Annotated in this window: 17 protein-coding genes; 15 read left to right on the forward strand and 2 right to left on the reverse strand. The window is 73.2% G+C overall.

The window, feature by feature from the left end; all coding sequences use genetic code 11:
• The first annotated feature begins 37 nt into the window (after window positions 1-37).
• From THESUDRAFT_RS15180 to THESUDRAFT_RS05360, 6 genes are all read left to right on the forward strand, one after another.
• Entirely contained in the window at window positions 38-2,077 is a 2,040-nt protein-coding gene (locus THESUDRAFT_RS15180; protein ID WP_006903722.1) for a bifunctional 3,4-dihydroxy-2-butanone-4-phosphate synthase/GTP cyclohydrolase II, read from the forward strand.
• A gap of 3 nt (window positions 2,078-2,080) precedes the next feature.
• Window positions 2,081-2,554, forward strand: a complete 474-nt coding sequence (gene ribH / locus THESUDRAFT_RS05340) for a 6,7-dimethyl-8-ribityllumazine synthase (RefSeq protein WP_006903723.1) — start codon at window positions 2,081-2,083, stop codon at window positions 2,552-2,554.
• A 149-nt stretch (window positions 2,555-2,703) separates the two neighbouring features.
• Window positions 2,704-4,278, forward strand: a complete 1,575-nt coding sequence (locus THESUDRAFT_RS05345) for a spore germination protein (RefSeq protein WP_006903724.1) — start codon at window positions 2,704-2,706, stop codon at window positions 4,276-4,278.
• Between the two features lie 22 nt (window positions 4,279-4,300).
• Window positions 4,301-5,530 carry a GerAB/ArcD/ProY family transporter gene (locus THESUDRAFT_RS05350; RefSeq protein WP_006903725.1) on the forward strand — a complete coding sequence of 410 codons (1,230 nt, stop codon included), beginning with the start codon at window positions 4,301-4,303 and terminating at the stop codon, window positions 5,528-5,530.
• Window positions 5,531-5,533: 3 nt separating this feature from the next.
• On the forward strand, window positions 5,534-6,757 hold the full coding sequence (locus THESUDRAFT_RS05355) for a Ger(x)C family spore germination protein (protein ID WP_051009253.1): 1,224 nt from the start codon (window positions 5,534-5,536) through the stop codon (window positions 6,755-6,757).
• Between the two features lie 92 nt (window positions 6,758-6,849).
• Complete coding sequence (locus THESUDRAFT_RS05360; protein WP_006903727.1) at window positions 6,850-7,089, forward strand: hypothetical protein; 240 nt, start codon at window positions 6,850-6,852, stop codon at window positions 7,087-7,089.
• A 65-nt stretch (window positions 7,090-7,154) separates the two neighbouring features.
• On the opposite strand, the gene THESUDRAFT_RS05365 is transcribed toward THESUDRAFT_RS05360, so the two are convergent.
• Entirely contained in the window at window positions 7,155-7,781 is a 627-nt protein-coding gene (locus tag THESUDRAFT_RS05365) for a TetR/AcrR family transcriptional regulator (RefSeq protein WP_006903728.1), read from the reverse strand.
• A 313-nt stretch (window positions 7,782-8,094) separates the two neighbouring features.
• On the opposite strand from THESUDRAFT_RS05365, the gene THESUDRAFT_RS05370 reads away from it, so the two are divergent.
• The 5 genes from THESUDRAFT_RS05370 (at window position 8,095) to THESUDRAFT_RS05390 (ending at window position 12,284) form a co-directional block, all read left to right on the forward strand.
• Window positions 8,095-8,979 (forward strand): polysaccharide deacetylase family protein, encoded by an 885-nt coding sequence (locus THESUDRAFT_RS05370; RefSeq protein ID WP_006903729.1) that lies wholly within the window; start codon window positions 8,095-8,097, stop codon window positions 8,977-8,979.
• Window positions 8,980-9,204: 225 nt separating this feature from the next.
• The gene (gene moaA / locus THESUDRAFT_RS05375; RefSeq protein WP_006903730.1) at window positions 9,205-10,287 is read left to right on the forward strand and encodes a GTP 3',8-cyclase MoaA; all 1,083 of its coding nucleotides are present in this window, start codon (window positions 9,205-9,207) and stop codon (window positions 10,285-10,287) included.
• Between the two features lie 149 nt (window positions 10,288-10,436).
• Entirely contained in the window at window positions 10,437-11,006 is a 570-nt protein-coding gene (locus tag THESUDRAFT_RS05380; protein WP_006903731.1) for an HD domain-containing protein, read from the forward strand.
• A gap of 110 nt (window positions 11,007-11,116) precedes the next feature.
• Window positions 11,117-11,974: a cobalamin-binding protein gene (locus THESUDRAFT_RS05385; RefSeq protein WP_006903732.1), complete on the forward strand. Its 858-nt coding sequence runs from the start codon at window positions 11,117-11,119 to the stop codon at window positions 11,972-11,974.
• Window positions 11,934-12,284: a hypothetical protein gene (locus THESUDRAFT_RS05390; RefSeq protein ID WP_006903733.1), complete on the forward strand. Its 351-nt coding sequence runs from the start codon at window positions 11,934-11,936 to the stop codon at window positions 12,282-12,284. The genes THESUDRAFT_RS05385 and THESUDRAFT_RS05390 overlap by 41 nt, the downstream gene beginning before the upstream one ends.
• Before the next feature lie 20 nt (window positions 12,285-12,304).
• On the opposite strand, the gene THESUDRAFT_RS14955 is transcribed toward THESUDRAFT_RS05390, so the two are convergent.
• Window positions 12,305-14,410 carry a hypothetical protein gene (locus tag THESUDRAFT_RS14955; protein ID WP_006903734.1) on the reverse strand — a complete coding sequence of 702 codons (2,106 nt, stop codon included), beginning with the start codon at window positions 14,408-14,410 and terminating at the stop codon, window positions 12,305-12,307.
• A gap of 157 nt (window positions 14,411-14,567) precedes the next feature.
• Here THESUDRAFT_RS14955 and THESUDRAFT_RS05400 point away from each other — a divergent pair, with 157 nt between their 5' ends.
• The 4 genes from THESUDRAFT_RS05400 to THESUDRAFT_RS05415 are packed head-to-tail and all read left to right on the forward strand — an operon-like array spanning window position 14,568 to window position 19,705.
• The gene (locus tag THESUDRAFT_RS05400) at window positions 14,568-15,368 is read left to right on the forward strand and encodes an enoyl-CoA hydratase-related protein (protein WP_006903735.1); all 801 of its coding nucleotides are present in this window, start codon (window positions 14,568-14,570) and stop codon (window positions 15,366-15,368) included.
• 17 nt (window positions 15,369-15,385) lie between these two features.
• Window positions 15,386-16,045 carry a (2Fe-2S)-binding protein gene (locus THESUDRAFT_RS05405; protein ID WP_006903736.1) on the forward strand — a complete coding sequence of 220 codons (660 nt, stop codon included), beginning with the start codon at window positions 15,386-15,388 and terminating at the stop codon, window positions 16,043-16,045.
• Window positions 16,029-18,512, forward strand: a complete 2,484-nt coding sequence (locus tag THESUDRAFT_RS05410; RefSeq protein ID WP_006903737.1) for a xanthine dehydrogenase family protein molybdopterin-binding subunit — start codon at window positions 16,029-16,031, stop codon at window positions 18,510-18,512. The genes THESUDRAFT_RS05405 and THESUDRAFT_RS05410 overlap by 17 nt, the downstream gene beginning before the upstream one ends.
• Window positions 18,509-19,705 carry an FAD binding domain-containing protein gene (locus THESUDRAFT_RS05415; RefSeq protein ID WP_006903738.1) on the forward strand — a complete coding sequence of 399 codons (1,197 nt, stop codon included), beginning with the start codon at window positions 18,509-18,511 and terminating at the stop codon, window positions 19,703-19,705. Before THESUDRAFT_RS05410 ends, THESUDRAFT_RS05415 begins: the two co-directional genes overlap by 4 nt.
• The last annotated feature ends 160 nt before the right edge of the window (window positions 19,706-19,865 follow it).

Consider the following 19,865-nt stretch of genomic DNA (forward strand, 5'->3'; position numbering starts at 1 on the left):
TCGCGGGGTGGGGCAAGGGCACGAGGGAGGTCTGGTGATGTTCACCGGTATCGTTCAGGGCAGGGGCCGGTGCGTTGACCTGAAGGCGACGGGCTCAAGCCTGCAGATCTGGATCGAAGCGCCCTTTCTCGGCCAGGTGCGCCCCGGCGACAGCGTGGCCGTGGACGGGGTGTGTCTGACGGTCGTCGCCATCCGAGGGAACCGGCTGGCTTTCACGGCGGTCCCCGAGACCCTGCGTGTCACCACCCTGGGCGACCTGCGACCCGGCGACGAGGTCAACATCGAACCGGCCTTGCGCTGGGGCAGTCCCTTAGGAGGACACCTGGTGATGGGCCACGTGGACGGCACCGGCACGGTGATGGCGGTGTCGGCTCAGGACGCCGGCGTGTTGATGGAGATCGAGGCACCGGCAGACCTGGCCCCCTTGATCGCGCCGAAGGGCTCGATCGCGGTGGACGGTGTGAGCCTCACGGTGGTCGAAGTGCGGGGCCGCCGCTTTACCGTGGCGCTGGTTCCCCACACCCTCGAGTACACGACGTTGGGCCGGCACCGGCCTGGCGACCGGGTCAATCTGGAGGTCGACTGGCTGGCCCGGTATGCCGCCCGGCACCGGCCGGCGGCGGGGGCCCCGGTGCCGGAACCGCCGGCCCGCTTGCCGGGAGCGGCCATGACCCTGGCCACTCTGGAACGGCCCAAGCGCGGCGCCGGCCCCCACGTCCAGGAGCCCGACGCGGTCGGGCGGGTCCGGACGGCCCTGGCCGCACTGCGGGCGGGAGGCATGGTGGTGGTCCTCGACGACGACGACCGGGAGGGCGAAGGGGATCTGGTGCTGGCGGCGCAGCATGCGACCCCGGACCGCATCAATTTCATGTTGCTTCATGGGCGCGGGCTGATCTGTGCGGCCATGGCGGCGGACCGCTGCCAAACCCTCGGGCTGCCGCTGATGGTGGATCCGCCCGCCGATCCCATGGGTACGCCTTTCACCGTCAGCATCGACGCCCGGCACGGTGTCACCACCGGCATCTCGGCGGCCGACCGGGCACGGACGTTGCAGGTGCTGGCAGATCCGGCCAGCACGGCGGCGGACCTAGTCCGGCCCGGCCACGTCTTCCCGTTGCGGGCGCGTCCGTGGGGCGTCATGGAACGCCGGGGCCACACGGAGGCCGCCGTGGACCTGGCGCGCCTGGCAGGGATGGAACCGGTGGCGGCCATCTGCGAGATCCTGGGGGGCGACGGCACGCCCCTGCGGGGAACGGAGATCATCGCGTGGGCCATGGCCAACGGCCTGCCGTGGGTCACCGTCGGCGATCTGGTGGCGTACCGCCTTCGCCATGACACGCTGGTGCGGGCGGTGGCCGAAACGCGACTGCCCACGCGCTATGGCGAGTTCCACTTGACGGCCTTCGAATACATGCCGGACGGCACGGTCCACCTGGCTCTGACCTGCGGCCTGGACCGCCCGGCTTCGCGGCACCACCCGGCGAGGTCAAGCGCGGTTCAGCCGAGTCCTGCGGCGGCCGGGTCGGCGCCCGTCCTGGTCCGCATCCATAGCCAGTGCCTGACGGGAGATGCCCTGGCATCCTGGCGCTGCGACTGCGGAGACCAGCTCCATGCCGCCCTGGAGCGGATCGGCTCCGAAGGCAGGGGTGCCCTCGTCTACCTGGCCCAGGAAGGACGCGGCATCGGGCTGGCGGCCAAGATCAAGGCGTACGCCTTGCAGGACCGCGGGTTGGATACGGTGGATGCCAACCGGGCCCTGGGCTTCCCTGCGGACGCCAGGGATTACGGAGTGGCGGCCCAGATCCTGCGCTCCCTGGGGCTCCGCCGGATCCGGCTTCTGACCAACAACCCGGACAAGATCGCCCAACTGGAGGGTTACGGCATCGAGGTCGCAGAACGGGTCGCCCTGCCGGCCGCCTACCATGCGGAGAACCTTCGCTACCTGATGACGAAGCGCGACCGTCTCGGACACTCTTTGGACTGGCTCCCGGCCACGGAGGCCGCGGTGCCGGCCGGCCCCTCTGGAGGGGGCGGGCGGCGCCGGGTAAGCGGAGAGCCTGCACAGGAGGGGGAATGACCGGTGGCCGTTTACGAGGGGCGGTTGGATGCCGGCGGACTTCGGATGGCTGTGGTGGTCGCCCGGTACAACCGGCCGATCACCGCGGCCTTGCTGGCAGGAGCCCAGGACGCGCTGCGGCGCAACGGGATCGGGGATGAGAACGTGGACGTGGTCTGGGTGCCTGGCTCTTTCGAACTCCCCCTGACGGCACGCCGTCTGGCAGAAACAGGGCGCTATCAGGCGGTGATCGCCCTGGGCGCGGTGCTGAAAGGGGCCACGGCCCACTTCGAATACGTGGCCGGTGCGACAACCCAAGGGCTGATGCAGGCCGGCCTTCTGAGCGGCGTGCCCGTGATCTGCGGCGTGCTCACCTGCGAAACCCTTGAACAAGCCCTGGACCGGACCGGCCTGCGGGCAGGCGACCGGGGCGCCGAGGCGGCCCTGACCGCCGTGGAGATGGCCAGCTTGTTCCGGCAGCTCCCCGGGCGGGCCTGACCCGCGGTCCGGCTCGGGACGGTCGGCGGGAGGCATGGTCCGGTACCTGGGACGGCCGGCCGCCGCCCATGCATGATGCCGGCCCCGCCTGGATCGGAATGGCGCCCCTGCCACCGGCACATGCTGAACTCGTGCCGGGGGTGGGGCTCATGGTGCGTGGCGCCGGGCCGGACGGGCAGCGACATGCCCGGCTGGCCCACCAGGTCAAGGAACTGACCCGGCTGTCCTCGGCTTTGTCGGAGCGGCTGGGCGATCTGGTCCAGCAGCTGGAGTCCGCCAACCGGGCGGGGTTCACCGGCGGGTTCACCGGCGTGGTGGCCGTGGACGTGGAGCGGCTGCGGGCGGCCCTTCACCACACCGCCGACCTCAACGTGAAGACCTTTCGCTGGCGGGGGCGCCTGGTGGCCGCGTTGCTCTTCCTCGAACCCCTGGTGGACACCCGGCGCCTGGGCGGGCTGGTGGAAGACCTGGACAAGTTCCTGCGCCAGGGAACGGCCAAGGCGGCCCTGGACCCGGCCTGGTGGCGCCTGGGCGACGAGGCGGAGACCCTGCCCGGGCTGGACGAGGCGGTGATGCGGTTGCTCACGGGTCACGCCGTCCTCTGCCTGGAAGGGCAGCGGAGGGTCTGGGTCTTCGAGGTGCGCAGCTTCCGGCAGCGGGCCGTGGACGAGCCCCAGGCGGAGCGGCTGGTGCGGGGCCCCCGGGACGGGTTCGTCGAGAGCGTCGAGGTCAACGTGGCCCTGATCCGCCAGCGCCTGGTCACCCCAAACCTGGTGCTCAGGACCTACCGCCTGGGGGATGTGGCCCGCACCCGGGTGTGCATGGTCTACCTGGAAGGGATCGCTCCCGCGGAGCTGGTGTCGGAGGTCGAGCGGCGGCTGGCTCGCATCCGCTCCGACGCGGTGCTGGATTCGGGGCAGCTGGAACAGTGGCTGGAAGACCGGCCGTGGTCGCCCTTCCCCCAGCTGATGGAGACGGAGCGGCCGGACCGAGCCGTGGCCAACCTGCTGGCCGGGCGCATCGTGCTCTTGACCGACGGGAGCCCCTTCGCCCTGGTGGCGCCTGCCCTGTTCAGCCAGTTCTACCAGTCGCCCGAGGACTACTACCAGCGGTGGATCATCTCGACCCTGATCCGGCTGATCCGAGTCCTGTCCATGGCGCTGGCCCTGCTCATGCCGGCGCTGTACATCGCCTTCGTTTCCTTCCATCCGGAGATGATTCCCACGCCCCTGGCGGTGCTGCTGGCTTCCATGCGCGGCGGCGTGCCCTTTCCCGCCATCGGCGAGGCGCTGCTGCTGGAAACGGCGGTGGAGATCCTGCGCGAGGCCAGCATCCGGCTGCCCGGACCCATCGGCCCTGCCATCAGCATCGTGGGTGGCCTGATCATCGGCGAGATGACGGTCTCGGCGGGCCTGGTCAGCCCCGCCATGGTGATCGTGGTGGCCGTGACCACCATCGGTTCCTTCGCGACGCCCAACTACAGCGCGGCCATCGCCCTGCGCATCCTGCGTTATCCTCTGATGCTGGCCGCGTCGGTGTTCGGTCTCTACGGGGTGGTCGTCGGACTGCTGCTGATCATCGTCCACCTGGCGGACCTGGAATCCTTTGGACTACCCTACCTGTATCCCTTCACCCCGCCCCGGTCGCTGAAGGAACTCAGGGACACCCTGGTGCGGGCGCCCCTGCCCGCGGTGCAGCGGGGTGAGGGTGCCACCCGCCCGTAGCCCGGCGGGGGAGGTGTCGCCGTTGCAGAACAGCCAGGCGGTCACCGTACGGGGGGCCCTGACGGTGATCGTCAACGTCATGATCGGGGTGGGCATCCTCACCTTGCCCCGGGAGGTGGCGGCCCGCAGCGGCCCCGACAGCGTGGTGGCCACCCTGCTGGGGGCCCTGCCGGTGGCCGTGGTGCTGGCCGCCCTGAACGGGCTCTCCCCATGGATGCACCGGCGCCGGCTGCAGCACGGGCTGGAAATGCTGGTGGGGCGCTGGCCGGCCCGGATCCTGCTCGTGGCCTACGCGATCTACTTTGGCGTGCTGGCATCGGTCATCGCCCGGGCCTTTGCCGAGGTGGTCAACGCCAACGTGCTGCGCAACACCCCGGTCGAGGCCATCATGATCCCCATGCTGCTCGCCGCGGTCTTCCTGGTCCACCACCGCACCGTCACCGTGATGCGGGCCATCGAGCTGACCTTCCCCGTGCTGGTGGTGACCCTGGTGCTGCTGGCCCTGGCCACCATGGGCCGGGTCAACCTCATCTACGTGCGGCCCCAGTGGGCGCTGGGCGCCGGCCCCCTCATCCAGGGCGCCGCGGCGTCGCTGTTTGCCTATTCAGGGTTCGCAGTGTACCTCTTCCTGCTGCCCGAGCTGGAAGCCCGGCCCCGCCGGGCCATGCCCTGGCTGGTGGCAGGCCTGGTCGGCCTGATCTACAGCATGGTGGTGTTTTCGGCGGTGGGCACCTTCGGGGTGGTGGAGGTCCAGCGCATCACCTGGCCCACCATCGAGCTGGTGAAGGTGACCCAGATCCCTGGCCGGGTGTTCGAGCGGCTGGAGTCGGCCTTCCTGGCCGTGTGGGTGACGGCGGTGTTCACCACCGTGGGTCCGGCCCTCTTCGCCGCGGCCAAGGCCTTGCAGGCCCTGTTCGAGCTCGACGAGCACCGGGTCCTGGCCCCCATGGCCCTGCCCCTCATGTACGTGGTGGCGCTCCTGCCGGCCAACTTCGCGGCTGTGGGCCAGCTGATGACCGTGCTGGGCTGGGTGAGCCTGGGCCTGGAGGTGGCCGTGCCCCTGCTGCTCTGGGCGGTGGCGGCGATCAAGGGCCGGCGCCTGCAGCGGGCTCACCGCGGCCCCGCGGCGGCGGCTGCCGCCGGGGCCGGTCCCTCCCCCGTCCGCCCGTCCGGGGGTCCATTCGGGCGGGTCGCCGGTGCTGGATCGCCCGCCGGGTCCGGGGCGGCCTCCGGCCCCGAGCGCGGGGTGTAGCCCGTGGCCCGGTGCTTCCAGGGCGCCCGGCGGGCGGTGGCTGCGGACCGGCGTCCCTCTCGCCGCCCCGGCGGGCGGCTGGTTCTGGTGCTGGTGGCGGCCGCTCTGGTGCTGGGCGGGTGCTGGGACGCCCGGGACGTGGAAGATCGGGCCATCGTGGTGGGGGTCGGCCTGGACCGGGCCCGGGGCGGGCGCATCGAGGTGAGCCTGGAGGTGACCATTCCCGGGGGCACCACCACGCGGCCGGGCATCAGCGGCAACCAGCCGGGGCAGCGTGGCGGCCTCCAGGGGGGCACCAAGGTGGTGCTTGCTGCTACGGGAGCCACGGTCCACGAGGCGATCGCGCACCTTCGGGATGCCGCCCGCTTTGACATCTTCCTCGGCCACGTGCGGGTGGTCCTCGTCGGGGAGGACCTGGCCCGGGCTGGGGTCCTGCAACACCTGGAGATGCTGGTGCAGAACCCCGAGATCCGGCGGCTGATCCCGCTGGCCGTCGTGCGGGGCCGGGCGAAGGATTTCCTGACGACGACCATGGCCCAGGACGCCACGGCCGCCCTCTACCTGAGCCAGATGCTGGACGATCTGACCCGCACCGGCCGTGCCCCCAACGTAGACCTGTCGCGGTTCCTCACCGATGTCTCGGAGCCCGGCGTCGATCCCGTGGCCTCCGTGCTGCGGCAGGCGGCGGGAACGGAAGCGGGCATCGACTGGGCCGGCCTGGCGGTGTTCCGGGACGACCGCCTCCAGACGATCATCCGGCCGCCCGAGGCATGGTACCTGATGTGGGCCATGGGCAGCCCGCGGCGGACCACCCTGTACGTCCCCGTGCGGGAGCCTGTATCGGGCGGCGTGGTGCTCGACATCTTCCACGTGGACTCGCGCCTCAACCTCCAGGGGCCGCCGGACAGCCGTGAGGCGGTGCTTCGCCTGCTGGTGGAGGGGCGGGTGGTCGAGCACCGGGCCGGCGGGATCGACCTGACGGACACCGCCACCATGCGCCGGATCCAGGCCCGTACCCAGCGGGACCTGCAACAGCGGGTGCAGCGGATCGTCGCCCGCGTCCGCGACCTGGGGGCGGATCCCTTCGGCATCGGGCGCGCCTTACGGGTGGTGGAGCCGTCCCTCTGGCCGCAGCCGGGCAGCGCGACGCGGCAAGCGGCAGAGCGCATCGAGGCCCGGGTCGAGGTCGTGGTCCGGGTGCGCCGCACCGGCTTGACCATCCGGTAGAACCGCGCCCCTGGGCCCGGGGTGCCGGCCCAGCCGCAAGGCGGGACCGTCCCCACGAGAGGGGCACCAGGAGGGGCAAGGGGGGTGCCGGCATGTCCACCATCCTGGCGGTGGTGGCCCTCCTGGCGGAGGCCGCGGAGCCCGTGACGGCTCTGGCCTTCCTGGGCAGCGGCCTGTTCCTCTTGCGGTTCGAAGCGACGGCCGGGGACCTGGGACCCGCCGCCCGGCGGCTGGCCCGCCGGGTGGGCTGGGCGTACCTGGTCCTGGCCGGCGTGATCGGTGTCCTGCTGATCACCGGCATCGTGCCCTGGGGCCTGGCAGAACACGGGTGACCGGCGTCCTACCCCCTACTGGGGGATCGGGCCCGCCGGGCGGGCCGTAGAGGGCAAGAACGGGCTCAGGCGCCCGGCCAAGCCGCCCCGAGCCCCCGCAGGCAGAACCCCACCAGCGGCTCTACGGCTTCGGCCAGATCGGCCGGCACCTCCGCCTGCAGCCAGCTGATCACCACCTCGTAGAGGGCGCCGATCAGGGCGCGGGCGGCGATGTCCGCCGGCTGGTCAGGGAGCAGGCCCTCCTCCACCGCCTCGCGGATGTCTTCCGCGACAAGGTCCCAGAGCTCCCGGTGGATGCGGGCCAGGAGCTCGTCAAAGAGGGGATGGGCGCCCGGCGCCCGGACCAGGGCGATGTGGGCCAGGTTGCGATGGGCGCCGAAGACCCCCAGGGCCGCCCGGATGGAAGCCGCCAGCTTATCCAGCGTAGTGGCCATGCCGGCCCGGGCCGCCACCACCTCCGCCAGCACCCGGCCGTACAGGCGCTCGATCAGGGCGATGCAAGACTGCTCCTTGTTGGCGAAGTAGAGGTAGAAGGTCCCCGTGGCCACTCCGGCCCGCTCCACGATGTCCTTCACCGTGGTCTGGTGGTAACCCCGGGTGGCGAACTCCGCGGCGGCGGCTTCCAGCAACTGCTCGTACCGTTCCTGCAGGCGGGGGTCGTTGCGCCCCGCCAGGGGCGGCTGCTTGGCCATGATCCGGGCTCCTTGGCCTCCTGTATGCCTCACGGATCTCCTGCATGCATCACGTGCGGAACCTGACGCACGGAACCTGGCTCGCAACTGGTTCATTGTAGCATGGCGGTCTGCCCCCGGACATAGGTATGAAGGGGCGCCGGGGCCCGGCCCAACTCCCTGGAGCGACGCACCTTGCCGGCCGGGCCGGCCGGAGGATCCCGACGCCCGGACCGCCTCCCGGCGCCGGCCCGGGCCGGCGCGGCATGCCGCATCCCGGTCCGGCAGCCTTGACGAATCCGGCCCCGGCGGGCGCAGGGACGGAGGGACCATCGTGGCAGGGGAGGAACGCCGCTGGTTTGCGGCCGGGCTGCTGGCCGGCCTGTTCGTCCTGGTCCTGGCGGTGCGCATGGCCGCGCCCACCCCGGCGGACGACATGGTATCCCCCGCCGGCCCGGCGCCGGTGGTGCCGCGGTTTGCCGCCGGGGAGCCGCCGGCTCCCGCCAAGAAGAAGCTGCCCATCTACAGCGTCCAGACGGACGCCAGGCGGATCGCCATCTCCTTCGACGCCACCTGGGGCGCCGACAAGACGCCCAAGATCCTGGAGATCCTCCGCCGGCACAACGTGAAAACCACCTTCTTCCTGGTCAGCATGTGGATCCGCAAGTATCCCGAGGAGACCCGCATGATCGCCCGGGAGGGGCACGAGATCGGGCTGCACTCCGCGACCCACCCCGACTTCCGCACCCTCTCCGACGCCGAGATCCGGCGCGAGCTGGAAGACAACCTCCGGGCCGTGCGGGAAACCGCCGGCTTCGAGGCCCGGCTGTTCCGGCCGCCCTTCGGCGCCTACGACGACCGGGTGATCACGGTGGTGGAGAGCATGGGCATCATCCCCATCCAGTGGGACGTGGATTCCCTGGACTGGATGGACGTGACGCCGCAGCAGATCGTGGACCGGGTGACCCGGCTGGTTCGTCCCGGTTCCATCGTGCTCTTCCATAACAACGCGGAGTCGACGCCCGCGGCCCTGCCCGAGATCCTGCGGCGCCTCCAGGGCGAGGGGTACGAGATCGTCCCCGTCTCCCAGCTCCTGCACAAGGGGCCCTACTACATCGATCACACCGGGCGCCAGATCCCCACCGGCCCGCCGCGCCTGGCGCCGGCCCCGTCCCCCGGCCGGGAGCCTGAAGGCGGCGGGGGGCGAGAACGGGAGTGAGAACGCATCGTAAGAGCGGCCGCCGCGAGGGCGCCCCAAGCCGGTCCCGGGCCGGCCGGCCCTGGATGGGCCTGGCGGCCCGGCTGCGCCATTCCTGTGACCCGCCGCCGGCCCGGAAAAGGAATCCCGCCCTCCCGTCCGAATGGTAGGGGAAAGGGCCGCGGGAGGGGGCGGGTTCGGCCGCCGGACGAACCCGGCCTGCCGGGACCCGCTGGGGGTGAGGCCATGACGCTGGGAGGGCCGGAGCCGGCCGCCGCAGCCGTGCGGACCGTGATCAGCCGGGCCACCGATCCGGCGCCGCCGGGGATGCCGACCACGGGCCCGCTGGTCGACCGCTTCGGGCGGGTCGTGCGCAAGCTGCGCATCTCCCTGACGGACCGCTGCAACTTTCGGTGCGTCTACTGCATGCCCGAAGGGGACATCCCCTGGATACCCACGACCGAGATCCTGACCTTTGCCGAGATCGAGCGGGTGGTGCGGATCGTCGCCGGGATGGGGGTGGAAAAGATCCGCCTGACCGGCGGCGAGCCCCTGCTGCGACCCGGCGTGGAGGAGCTGGTGGCGCGGCTGGTGCGGGTGCCGGGGATCCGTTCCGTCAGCATGACGACCAACGGCTTCTTCCTGCGGGAAAAGGCCGGGGCCCTCAAGGCGGCGGGCCTTGCGGGCGTGAACGTCAGCCTGGACTCGCTGGACCGCGACCGGTTCCGGCAGCTCACCCGCCGGGACGAGCTGGACCGGGTGCTGGACGGGATCGCGGCGGCGGCCGCCGCGGGCCTTGAGCCCATCAAGATCAACGCCGTGGTGATGCGGGGCTTCAACGACGGCGAGATCGAGACCTTCCTGCGCTGGGTGCGGGAACAGCCCATCCAGCTGACCCTGCGGTTCATTGAGTTCATGCCCCTAGACGGTTCCAACGTCTGGACCCGGGATCTGGTGTACACGGCGGCGGAGATCCTCCAGCAGGCCCAGCGCATTGCGCCCGTGGTGCCCCTGCACAACGACCCCGCGGACCCGGCCCGCCTGTACCGGTTCGCCGACGGCAGGGGCACCTTCGGCATCATTGCATCGGTCTCCCAGCCCTTCTGCGCCAGCTGCGACCGGATCCGGCTGACGGCCGACGGCAAGATCCGCAACTGCCTGTTCGCCGTCGAGGAGTTCGACCTGCGGGAGCTCCTGCGCGGCGGGGCTGATGATGAGGCGGTGGCGGCAGCCATCCGGCGGGCGGTGTGGGCCAAGTGGGCCGGCCACCTGATCAACCAGAAGGGTTTCGTCAAGCCCCAGCGGGCGATGTACGCCATCGGCGGCTAGAGCCGGCGGTGGGGGCGGCCGCCGGGCCCGGCACCGGGGGGTTCAGGAGCCGCTGGAGGCGCCGCCTGCGCGTGCCGGCCAGCGGCGGCCGGGAAGACTGGCCCCCGTCCCTCCTTCGCGCTATCCTGGTGGCAACTGGAGGGATGGCAATGGCTGAACCCACCTTCGACCGCCAGGCCGCCTGGCAGCTGTTGACGGAGTTCACCCAGTCCCCCCACCTGATCAAGCACGCCCTGGGGGTGGAGGCGTGCATGCGTTACTATGCCCGCCTCTTTGGCGAGGACGAGGAAAAGTGGGGGATCACCGGCCTGCTCCACGATTTCGACTATGACCGCTACCCCTCCCTGGACGACCACCCCTTCCGCGGCGCCGAGATCCTGCGTCAGCGGGGCTGGCCCGAGGAGATCGTGCGGGCGATCCTTTCCCACGGGGATCACACCGGCGTGCCGCGGCAGACCCGGATGGAGAAGGCCCTTTACGCCGTGGATGAGCTGACGGGCTTCGTCATCGCCTGTGCCCTGGTCCGGCCCACCGGCCTGGCCGACCTGACCGTGCCGTCGGTGAAGAAGAAGTTCAAGGACAAGGCCTTCGCCCGCGGGGTGAACCGGGAGGACGTGATCCGCGGGGCGGAAGACCTGGGCGTCCCCCTGGACCAGCACATCGCCCACGTCATCGAGGCGTTGCGGGGCATCGCGCCGCAGCTGGAGCTGGCCGGGTAGGCCTGCCGCCCGCCCTGGACGGCCGCCCGGTGGCGGCGGTCCGGCCCTGCCGGCATGCTGCCGCCGGGGGCCGGCCGGGCCGGCAGGCCCGGTTGCGGGAGGGATTCGCCGTGCGCATCGTCTCCCTGGCCCCCAGCAACACGGAGATCGCCTTTGCCCTGGGCCTGGGGGAGTTCGTGGTCGGGGTCGACGACCACTCCGACTATCCTCCGGAGGTGGCGCGCCTGCCCCGGGTGGGGCCGGACCTGACCGTCGACATCGACCGGGTGGCCGCCCTTGAGCCCGACCTGGTCCTGGCCTCCCTCAGCGTTCCCGGCATGGAGCGCAACGTCGAAGCCCTCCAGCGCCGGGGCCTGCCCCACCTGGTGCTCAATCCCCAGCGCTGGCCCGAGGTGCTGCAGTCCATCCAGGCGGTGGCCGCCGCCACCGGACGGGAGGAACGCGGCCGCCGGCTGGTCCGGCAGCTCCAAGCCCGGGCCGCCGCGGTCCGGCAGCGCATGGCGCGGCTGGCCGCCCGGCGGGGGCGGCCCTGGCGGCTCTACCTCGAATGGTGGCCGCGGCCGCTGATCACACCCGGCCGGCGGAGCTGGTTCACCGACATGGCCGAGATGGCCGGAGGGCAGAATATCTTCGCCGATCTCGACCGCACCAGCGGCGTCGTCGAGCCGGAGGCGGTGGTGGCCCGGGTGCCCGACGTGATCCTGCTGTGCTGGTGCGGGACGCTGCAGGGGCACATGGACCCCTCGCGGGTGGCGGCCCGGCCGGGCTGGAGCCGGCTGGAGGCCGTGGCCCGAGGCCGCGTCGTGCCCCTGCCCGAAGCCCTGTTCGGCCGGCCCGGTCCCCGCCTGGTCGAGGGGCTGGAGCGCCTGGCCGGCCTCCTGGCCGGGTTCGTCCAGGAGGAGGCAGGGGAAGGAGGGCCCGGCGAAGATGGATCTTCAGGAAGTGCAGCTGTCCCACCCGGCCGCTGACCCCGCCTCGGCGACGGTGGTGAACGAGGTACGGCGCGTGGCGCCCGGGGTGCAGCTGCAGGGCGATCGCCTGCGCTTCGAAGCCGATCTGGTGGCCCGCATCGAACCCTTCACCCGTCCGGGCAAGGTGGAGATCTACCGCTGCCCGGAGGGCTGGCTGCTGTACTGCTACGATTCGGCCAAGGACAACTGGGCCTGCTCCGGTTCCACCCTGGAAGAGGTGATCGGCCGGCTGGAGGAAGACAGCCTGGCCCACCTGGTGCGGGCGGGGCTTGAGCGCAGCGGGCACCTGGCCGCCCGGCGGCCGTAGCCGGCGCGCGGGGCCGGCGGCTATCCGGGCTGGCCCGGCCCGGCCGCTCCCCCGGCGCCGCCTGCCTGTTCGTCCCGGGTCCGGGCTCGGGGCCGCCCCTTCCTGCCCCGGGCCAGCAGGTAGGCGGCCCCGGCGACGGCGGCGAGCGGTGCCAGCACCACCACGATCTCGACGACCAGGAGGGCCATCTCCCGCAGGCCCCACCAGAGCAGGCCCTGGCGGGCCATGATCAGCGGGATCAGCGCCAGCAGGGCGAAGTACGCCATCCCGGCGTAGCGGAAGAAGCGGTGCGCCCGCTGGCGGGCCCGCTCGAGGCGTTCCTCGTCCGGTGGAGCGGGCGGCTCGGTGCGCTGCTCGTGACGACCCCCGCCGGGCTGCGCGGGACCGCCCCGGCCGGGTAACTCGTGACGGCCCTCGTCCGGCTGCTCGTGCTCGTGACGGTCCCCGCCGCGGCCCTTGCCGGGGTGGCCGCCGGCCGGTGCGGCGGCCCCGTCATGACCCTCCAGGCGGGCCGCCGGGGCGGCGCCAGCGGGGCCTGCCTGGCCTGGGGTCCCCGCAGGGGCCCCGGGGCCCTCCGGGTGGCGCCCGGCCGTCGCGGTGGCCGGGCCGTGGGACGAGGCTTGGCCACCGCCGGGCCCTCCACCTAGGAGCGCTTCCAGCTCATGGGGTGCGAGCTGCCACACGGCGGCGGGTTCCTCCAGCCGCCCGGCGGCGGCCAGGTCCCTCCCAGCCCCCAGCACCGCCCGCCGCCACCAGGACCTGAGGACCAGCATGTGGTAGCCCATCTCCGCGGCCACCCGGGTGGTGGCCTCGGCCAGCCGCCGGGTCTCCTCGATGCGGCCCCGGTCGAGGGGCCGCCGGGCCAGGTGCCGGCGGATGGCCTCCTCCAGCTGCTGCTGGCGCCGCTGGGCGTTGATCTCCGCAGCGATGGGGCTGAGCCCCCGGTCCTGGAAGAACCGGGCCAGCCAGGCCAGGGCGGGCTCGGGGTCCTCCGCCCAGGTGGGCTCCGCCAGCTCGGCCGCGGGCAGGGCCACGTACCCGTACCGCTCGAGGAACTGGCCCCACAGCTCCAGGAAGGCGGCCACCGGCCCGCCGTGTTCCGGCGACGCTCCTGCGCCGGCACCGGGGGCGTCCTGGGCAAGGCGCGACAGCCGGGGGTGGTAGGGCGGTTCCCGGAAGACGGCGGCCACCGCCCCTGCTTCCCGGCCGCGGGCGGCCAGGTGCCAGAGCCGCTGGCCCATCTCCGCCACCACCGCCGGAACGGGGACCAGGTCGCCCGCCCGCGGGGCACCGGGCAGCTGAAAGGCCTGCAAGAGGGCGTCCAGCTGCCAGAGGCTAAGGGTCGCCAGGGCTTCGAGGCGCAGGAGCCGGTCCAGGTGAGCCCGCCAGATGTCCCGGCAGCGTTCCAGGGTCCGCCGCCATTCCTGGAGCCGCCCGGGCCCGCCGGGCCCGCCGGGGGTCCCCCCGGCCCGCTCCAGGGGGATCACCCGCAGCCGCAGCTCGCCGGCGTCGGCCAGCAGGGTCCGGGCACCCTGCTCGTCCCACCAGCGAACCAGCTCGGCCGCCTGGCGGGCGGCGATCCAGCCGTGGCGGGCGGCCCGCCAGGCCAGGGCCCCCGGCCAGGCGGCGGCCGGGAGGGGGCGGGCCAGGAGATGGCCCTGTTCGTCCACGGTCAGGTCGACACCGGCGCTGGGCAGCGACAGGTCCCGGCTGATCCGCCCCGTCAGGTCCGGCAGCTCCTGCCGCCACAGGGCGGCGGAATAGGGGGTCAGCGGGCGCGGGGCCAGAGCCTCTTCCCGGCGCCACGGGCCCGGGCGCCCGCCGGCCGGCTCCAGCCAGGTACGGGGCAGAAGGCTCCAGGGTGCCAGGGGTCCGGTCCCGGCGAGGTTGAGGCCGCTGTCCTCTCCCCTCGGGGTGCTGCCCGGTCTGCCGCCGGGTGGACCCGCCGGGGTTGCGGCCACCGGCGGTGCGGTGGAGGGGGCGCCATCAGGCGGAGCCCCAGGAGTCCCGCTGGCGCCTGCCGGCCTGGCGCCGGCTGGCTCCGGGTCAGGGGCGGCCGTGCCGGTCACTGTGCGGACCTCCGGACCGGCACCCGGCCGGGGTTGCGGGTGGGCGTTGCTGGTCACGGGCTCGTTCCTCCACAGGGGCGTTCAAGGGTTGGTGCCGCGGGCGGCACCCTGCTCATCATAGCAAAGCCGCCGCACAACGGCTGAGGCCGCTGCCTGCCGGCGCCGCAGGGAACCGGTTCCTCCCAGGCGAATGGATGGGCGGAGGTGACCGGGCTTGACCGCAACGGGGGACGGAGCGGACCGCCGTTACGAGTACCTGCTGGTGGAGACCGACGGGCCGGTGGCCATCGTCCGGCTGAACCGGCCGAAGGTGCTCAACGCCCTGCGGCGGGACCTCATTGAAGAGCTGGCCGGGGTGCTGGCCGGGTTCGACCGCGACCCGGACATCCGCTGCATGGTCCTGACCGGCAACGAGCGGGCCTTCGCCGCCGGCGCCGACATCGCCGAGATGGCGGGCAAGGGCCTGGCCGAGGTGACCGGGGACGACCTGCTGGGCGCCTGGCAGCGCCTGTGGCGCATCCGCAAGCCGGTGATCGCCGCGGTCCAGGGCTACTGCCTGGGCGGCGGGTTCGAGCTGGCCATGGGATGCGACATCATCATCGCCGGCGAGTCGGCCCAGTTCGGCCAGCCGGAGATCAAGATCGGCGTGATCCCCGGCGCCGGCGGTACCCAGCGGCTGACCCGCGTGGCCGGGAAGTACAAGGCCATGGAGGCCATCCTGACGGGACGGATGATCCCCGCCCGGGAAGCCGAGGCGTGGGGGCTCGTCACGCGGGTGGTGCCCGACGAGCAGTGCCTGCCCGAGGCCGTGCGGCTGGCCCACGCCATCGCGGGCATGCCGCCGCTGGCGGTACAGATGGCCAAGGCGGCGGTGCTGCAGGCTTACGAGACGCCCCTGGGCGCGGGACTGGAGTTCGAGCGGCGGCTGTTCTACAGCCTGTTCGCCACGGAAGACCAGAAGGAAGGCATGCAGGCCTTTCTGGAGAAGCGGGCCCCCCAGTGGAAGGGCCGGTAAGGAGGCGACGGGACACGTTGTCCAGGGATCGCAGCGGCGGGAACGGGGGCCGCGGCGGACTTCCGGGCGGCGAGCCTCTCGGCGGCGCTTTCCCCGGGGTCGGGGACGAACCCGGCTCCCGGGAACCGGAACCGGGAGCCGGAGAATCGGCCCTGCCGGCGTTCCGCGCCCAGGTTCCCGTCCGCCTGGTGGTCAACGGGGAGACCTGGGTGGGAGACGTTCCGGCGAGCCTCACCCTGGCCGCGTTCCTCCGCGAGCGGCTTGGCCTGATGGGGACCAAGATCGGCTGCGGGGAAGGCAATTGCGGGGCGTGCAGCGTGATCGTCGACGGGGAGCTGGTGTACAGCTGCCTGGTGCCCGTGGCCGCCTGCGACGGCAGCCGGGTGGAGACCGTGGAGGGGCTGGCCCGGGGCGATCGCCTGCACCCCATCCAGGAAGCGTTCATCGCGGAGGACGCCCTGCAGTGCGGTTTCTGCACGCCCGGGCAGATCATGGCCGTCAAGGCCCTGCTGGACCGGGAGCCCCACCCCACCCGGGAGCAGGTGGTGGCCGCGCTGTCCGGCAACCTCTGCCGGTGCGGGGCCTACACCCGGATCGTTCAGGCCGCCCTGCGGGCTGCCGGGGCGCTGGGCGGGGCCGGGGGCGGAGGAGGGGTGTCCGGTGCCGCGACTGGTTAAGACCCGCTTCGAGTTCGAGGGCCGGGTGCAGGAGCGGTTCGTGGTGGTCGAGGACGACCCCGCGGCGCCGCTGCCCGGAGAAGACCGGCTGCGTTACATCGGCCGGCCCGTACCGCGGGTGGACGGCTGGGAGAAGGTGACCGGGCGCGCCCGCTACACCCACGACGTCCGCCTGCCCGGCATGGTCCATGCGGTGGTCGTACGGAGCCCTTATCCCCACGCCCGGATCCGCTCCATCCGGGCGGAGCGGGCCCTGGCCATCCCGGGGGTCCTGGCCGTTTTGACCCATGAGAACTGCCCGCCCATTCCCTGGGGCCGCGAGGGGGATCGCGTCCTCAACCCGGTGGTGCGCTACCACGGGGATGAGGTGGCGGTGGTGGCGGCCCGCGACCTCGAGACGGCCCGGGCCGCCGCGGCGGCCCTGGAGGTGGAGTACGAGCCGTTGCCCTTTGTGGTCGACCTGGAAGAGGCCATGAAGCCCGATGCCCCGCCCGTGCGGCCCCAGGGCAACGTGCGCTGGGACCGGGCGACCCGCTACAGCCGCGGGGACGTGGAGGCCGGCTTTCGCGAGGCGGAGGTGGTGGTGGAGGGCACCTTCCGCACCCCGGTGCAGCTGCACAACTGCATGGAGACCCACGGCAGCGTGGTGGACTGGCAGCAGGACCGGGTGACCATCTACGACTCGACCCAGCACCTGTTCGGCGTCCGGGACCGGTTTGCCCAGCTCTTCGGGCTGCCCGTGCACCGGGTGCGGGTGGTCAAGGAGCACATGGGCGGCGGTTTCGGCAGCAAGAACGGGCTGCACAAGTACACGGTGCTGGCGGGCATCCTCAGCCGGCAGCTGGGGCGGCCGGTGCGCTGCGTGCTGGACCGGGAGGAGGAGAACCTGGCCGCAGGCAACCGCCACAGCACCCTGCAGCGGCTCAAGCTGGGCGCCCGGGCCGACGGCCGGCTGGTGGCCCTGGACCTGGAAGCTTATGCCGCCGTGGGGGTCCTGGGCAGTCCCGGCAGCATCGGCGGCCCGGCCCGCCAGCTGTACGCCATTCCCAACGTGCGCACGGTCGAAGTGCCGGTCCACACCAACACCGGGCCCACCTCCGCCTTCCGGGCGCCGGGCTACGTGGAGGGCACGGTGGCCCTGGAGGTGCTGATGGACGAGCTGGCGCGCCGTCTCGACCTGGACCCGCTGGAGCTGCGGCTCCGCAACTACGCGGAGGTCGACCCCACCAGCGGCCGGCCCTACTCCTCCAAGGGGCTGCGGCAGGCCTACGCCATGGGCGCCGCCATGGCGGGCTGGGAGGCCAAGCGCGGCGGGAGTGGATGGGGTGTGCCGGGCGTTGTCGCCCTTGAGGCCGCTGCCCAGGGGGCCGGCGGCGACCGCCCCGCCACCGGGACCGGTGCCGGGGCCCCCGCGACGGGGGGAACGGGCGGCCCGGTTGCGGAAGGCGGAGCCGGCCGCCGGCGCCGGCTGCGGGGCATCGGCATGGCCAGCCAGATCTGGGGTGGCGCGGGCGGCCCTCCCGCCCAGGCCGAGGTGCGGGTTCATCCGGACGGTACGGCCACGGTGGTGACGGCGGGCCAGGACATCGGAACCGGCACGCGCACCGTGCTGGCCCAGATCGCCGCGGAAGAACTGGCCCTGCCCCTCGAGCGGGTGCGGGTGCAGCTGGGGGATACCGACGGCGGGCCTTACGCTCCCATCAGCGCCGGCAGCATGACGGTACCTTCCATGGGACCGGCGGTGCGGTCGGCGGCGGCGGATGCCGCCCGCCAGATCCTGGAGCTGGCGGGCGGGCTCCTGGAGGCCGATCCGCGGGATCTGGAGCTGGTTCCTCCGGGGCGGGTGCAGGTCCGGGGGGCTCCCGACAGGGCGGTCACCTTCCAGGAACTCGGCAAGACCCTCGGCCAGTACGTGATCACCGGCCGCGGCAGCCGCGGCCCCAACCCCGACGAGTACGCCATCCACACCTTCGGCGCCCAGTTCGCCGAGGTGGAGGTCGATCCGGCTACCGGCGAGGTGCGGGTGCTCGACCTCTGGGCGGTCCACGACATCGGCCGGGTGGTGAACCCCCTGACGGCGGCGGCCCAGATGGAGGGCGGCATGATCCAGGGATTGGGGTTCGCGCTCATGGAGGAACGGGTCATGGATCCGCTGAGCGGCCGGGTGCTCAACCCCAACCTGGAGAACTACCGGGTGCCCACGGTGGCCGACATCCCGCGGCTGCACGTGGCCTTCACCGGCGGGCCCGATCCTCATGGCAACAACCTGGGGGTCAAGGGGGCGGGGGAGCCGCCCATCATCCCCACGGCGGCGGCCATCGCCAACGCCTTCTACCACGCCACGGGCATCCCCGTGCGGGAACTGCCCCTCACCCGCCAGCGGGTGCTGGCCCTCTTGCGCCGCCACGGCATCGGCCCCGACGGCCGGCGGCAGCCCCAGGCTGCGGGGGGAGGTGATCCCCGGTGACAGAGCGCTGGGGAGAGGAACGGCATTCGGCTGCCGCGAGCGGTGGCGCGGCGCCGCCGGCACCGCCGGCGGCAGCGGCGGAAGGATCCGACCGGGACGAGGGGCACCTGCCGGCGGCCGGCCCGGCCTATGGCCGGGCGGTGACCCTGGAGGACGCCCTCCAGGCCCTGGCCGCTGCCCACCAGGGCGAGCGGCCGGTGGCCCTGGCCGGGGGGACGGACCTCCTCACCCTGATGCACCAGGGCCGGGCGCGGCCCCGGTGGCTGCTGGACATCCGCCGGATCGGCGGCCTCCGCGGCATGGGGCCTTTGGACGACGGGCGGTGGCGCATCGGCGCCCTGACTACCCTGGCCGACCTGGCCCGGCCGGGTGCCCTGCCCGGACCCTACCGGGCCCTGGCCCAGGCGGCGGCCGCCTCGGCCACGCCGGCCCTGCGCAACCGGGCCACCCTGGGAGGGAACCTGGAGCAGCAGGTGCGCTGCTGGTACTTCCGCACCGGCCTGCCCTGCCGCCTGGCGGGGCACGACCACTGCACCTGTGCCGCTCCCGGTGCCGCCGGTCCCTTCCAGGCCGTCTTCGGCCACGGTCCGGGCGAAGACGGGGCAGGATGCGGGGCCGTTCACCCCTCGGACCCCGCCGTGGCCCTGGTGGCCCTGGGGGCCGAGGTGGAGCTGGCCCGGTGGCAGGCGGGGGGGATTGGCCGCCGGCGGGTTCCCGCCGGGGAGTACTTCACGGGGCGGGTGCCGGCCGGGCGGCCGGCCCTCACGGTCCGGGAACCGGACGAGCTGGTGGTCGCCATCGACCTGCCGGCGGCCGGTGGCGGAGCGCACTGGACCAGCGCCTACCGGAAGCTCACCGACCGGCGGGCCTGGCAGTTTGCCCTGGTGAGCCTGGCGGCCTCCATCCGCTGGGACGAAGGCGGTGAACCGGGGACCGGGCCGAGGGTCCGGGTGGCCCGGCTGGCGCTGGGCGGGGTTGCCCTCAAGCCCTGGCGGCTGGAGAGCGTGGAGGCCTGGCTGGAGGGGCGGCGGCTGGATCCGGAGGCGGCCCGGCAGGCGGGCGCCCTGGCCGTGGAAGGCGCCCGTCCTCTGCCGGGCAGCGAGTACAAGGTCGAGCTGATCCGGGCGCTGGTGGCCGATACCTTGCTGGAGCTGGCGGAGGAGAGGGCCGGTGCCCGGGCGGTGGCCCGGTAGGTTTCCGCTCCCGGCAGGGCGCGACAGCTGGCAGGTTGCGGGTCCGGCAGGTCGGGTCCCTCGCCGGCCGCGCCTTCGGCAGGTTGCAGTACGTCGCCGGTCGTGGGTCCGGATGGCGCGGGCCGGCAGGCCGCGGCACCCCGGGTGGGCCGGGGTGGGC

The organism is Thermaerobacter subterraneus DSM 13965 (assembly GCF_000183545.2).
GTDB classification, from domain to species: Bacteria; Bacillota; Sulfobacillia; order Thermaerobacterales; family Thermaerobacteraceae; genus Thermaerobacter; species Thermaerobacter subterraneus.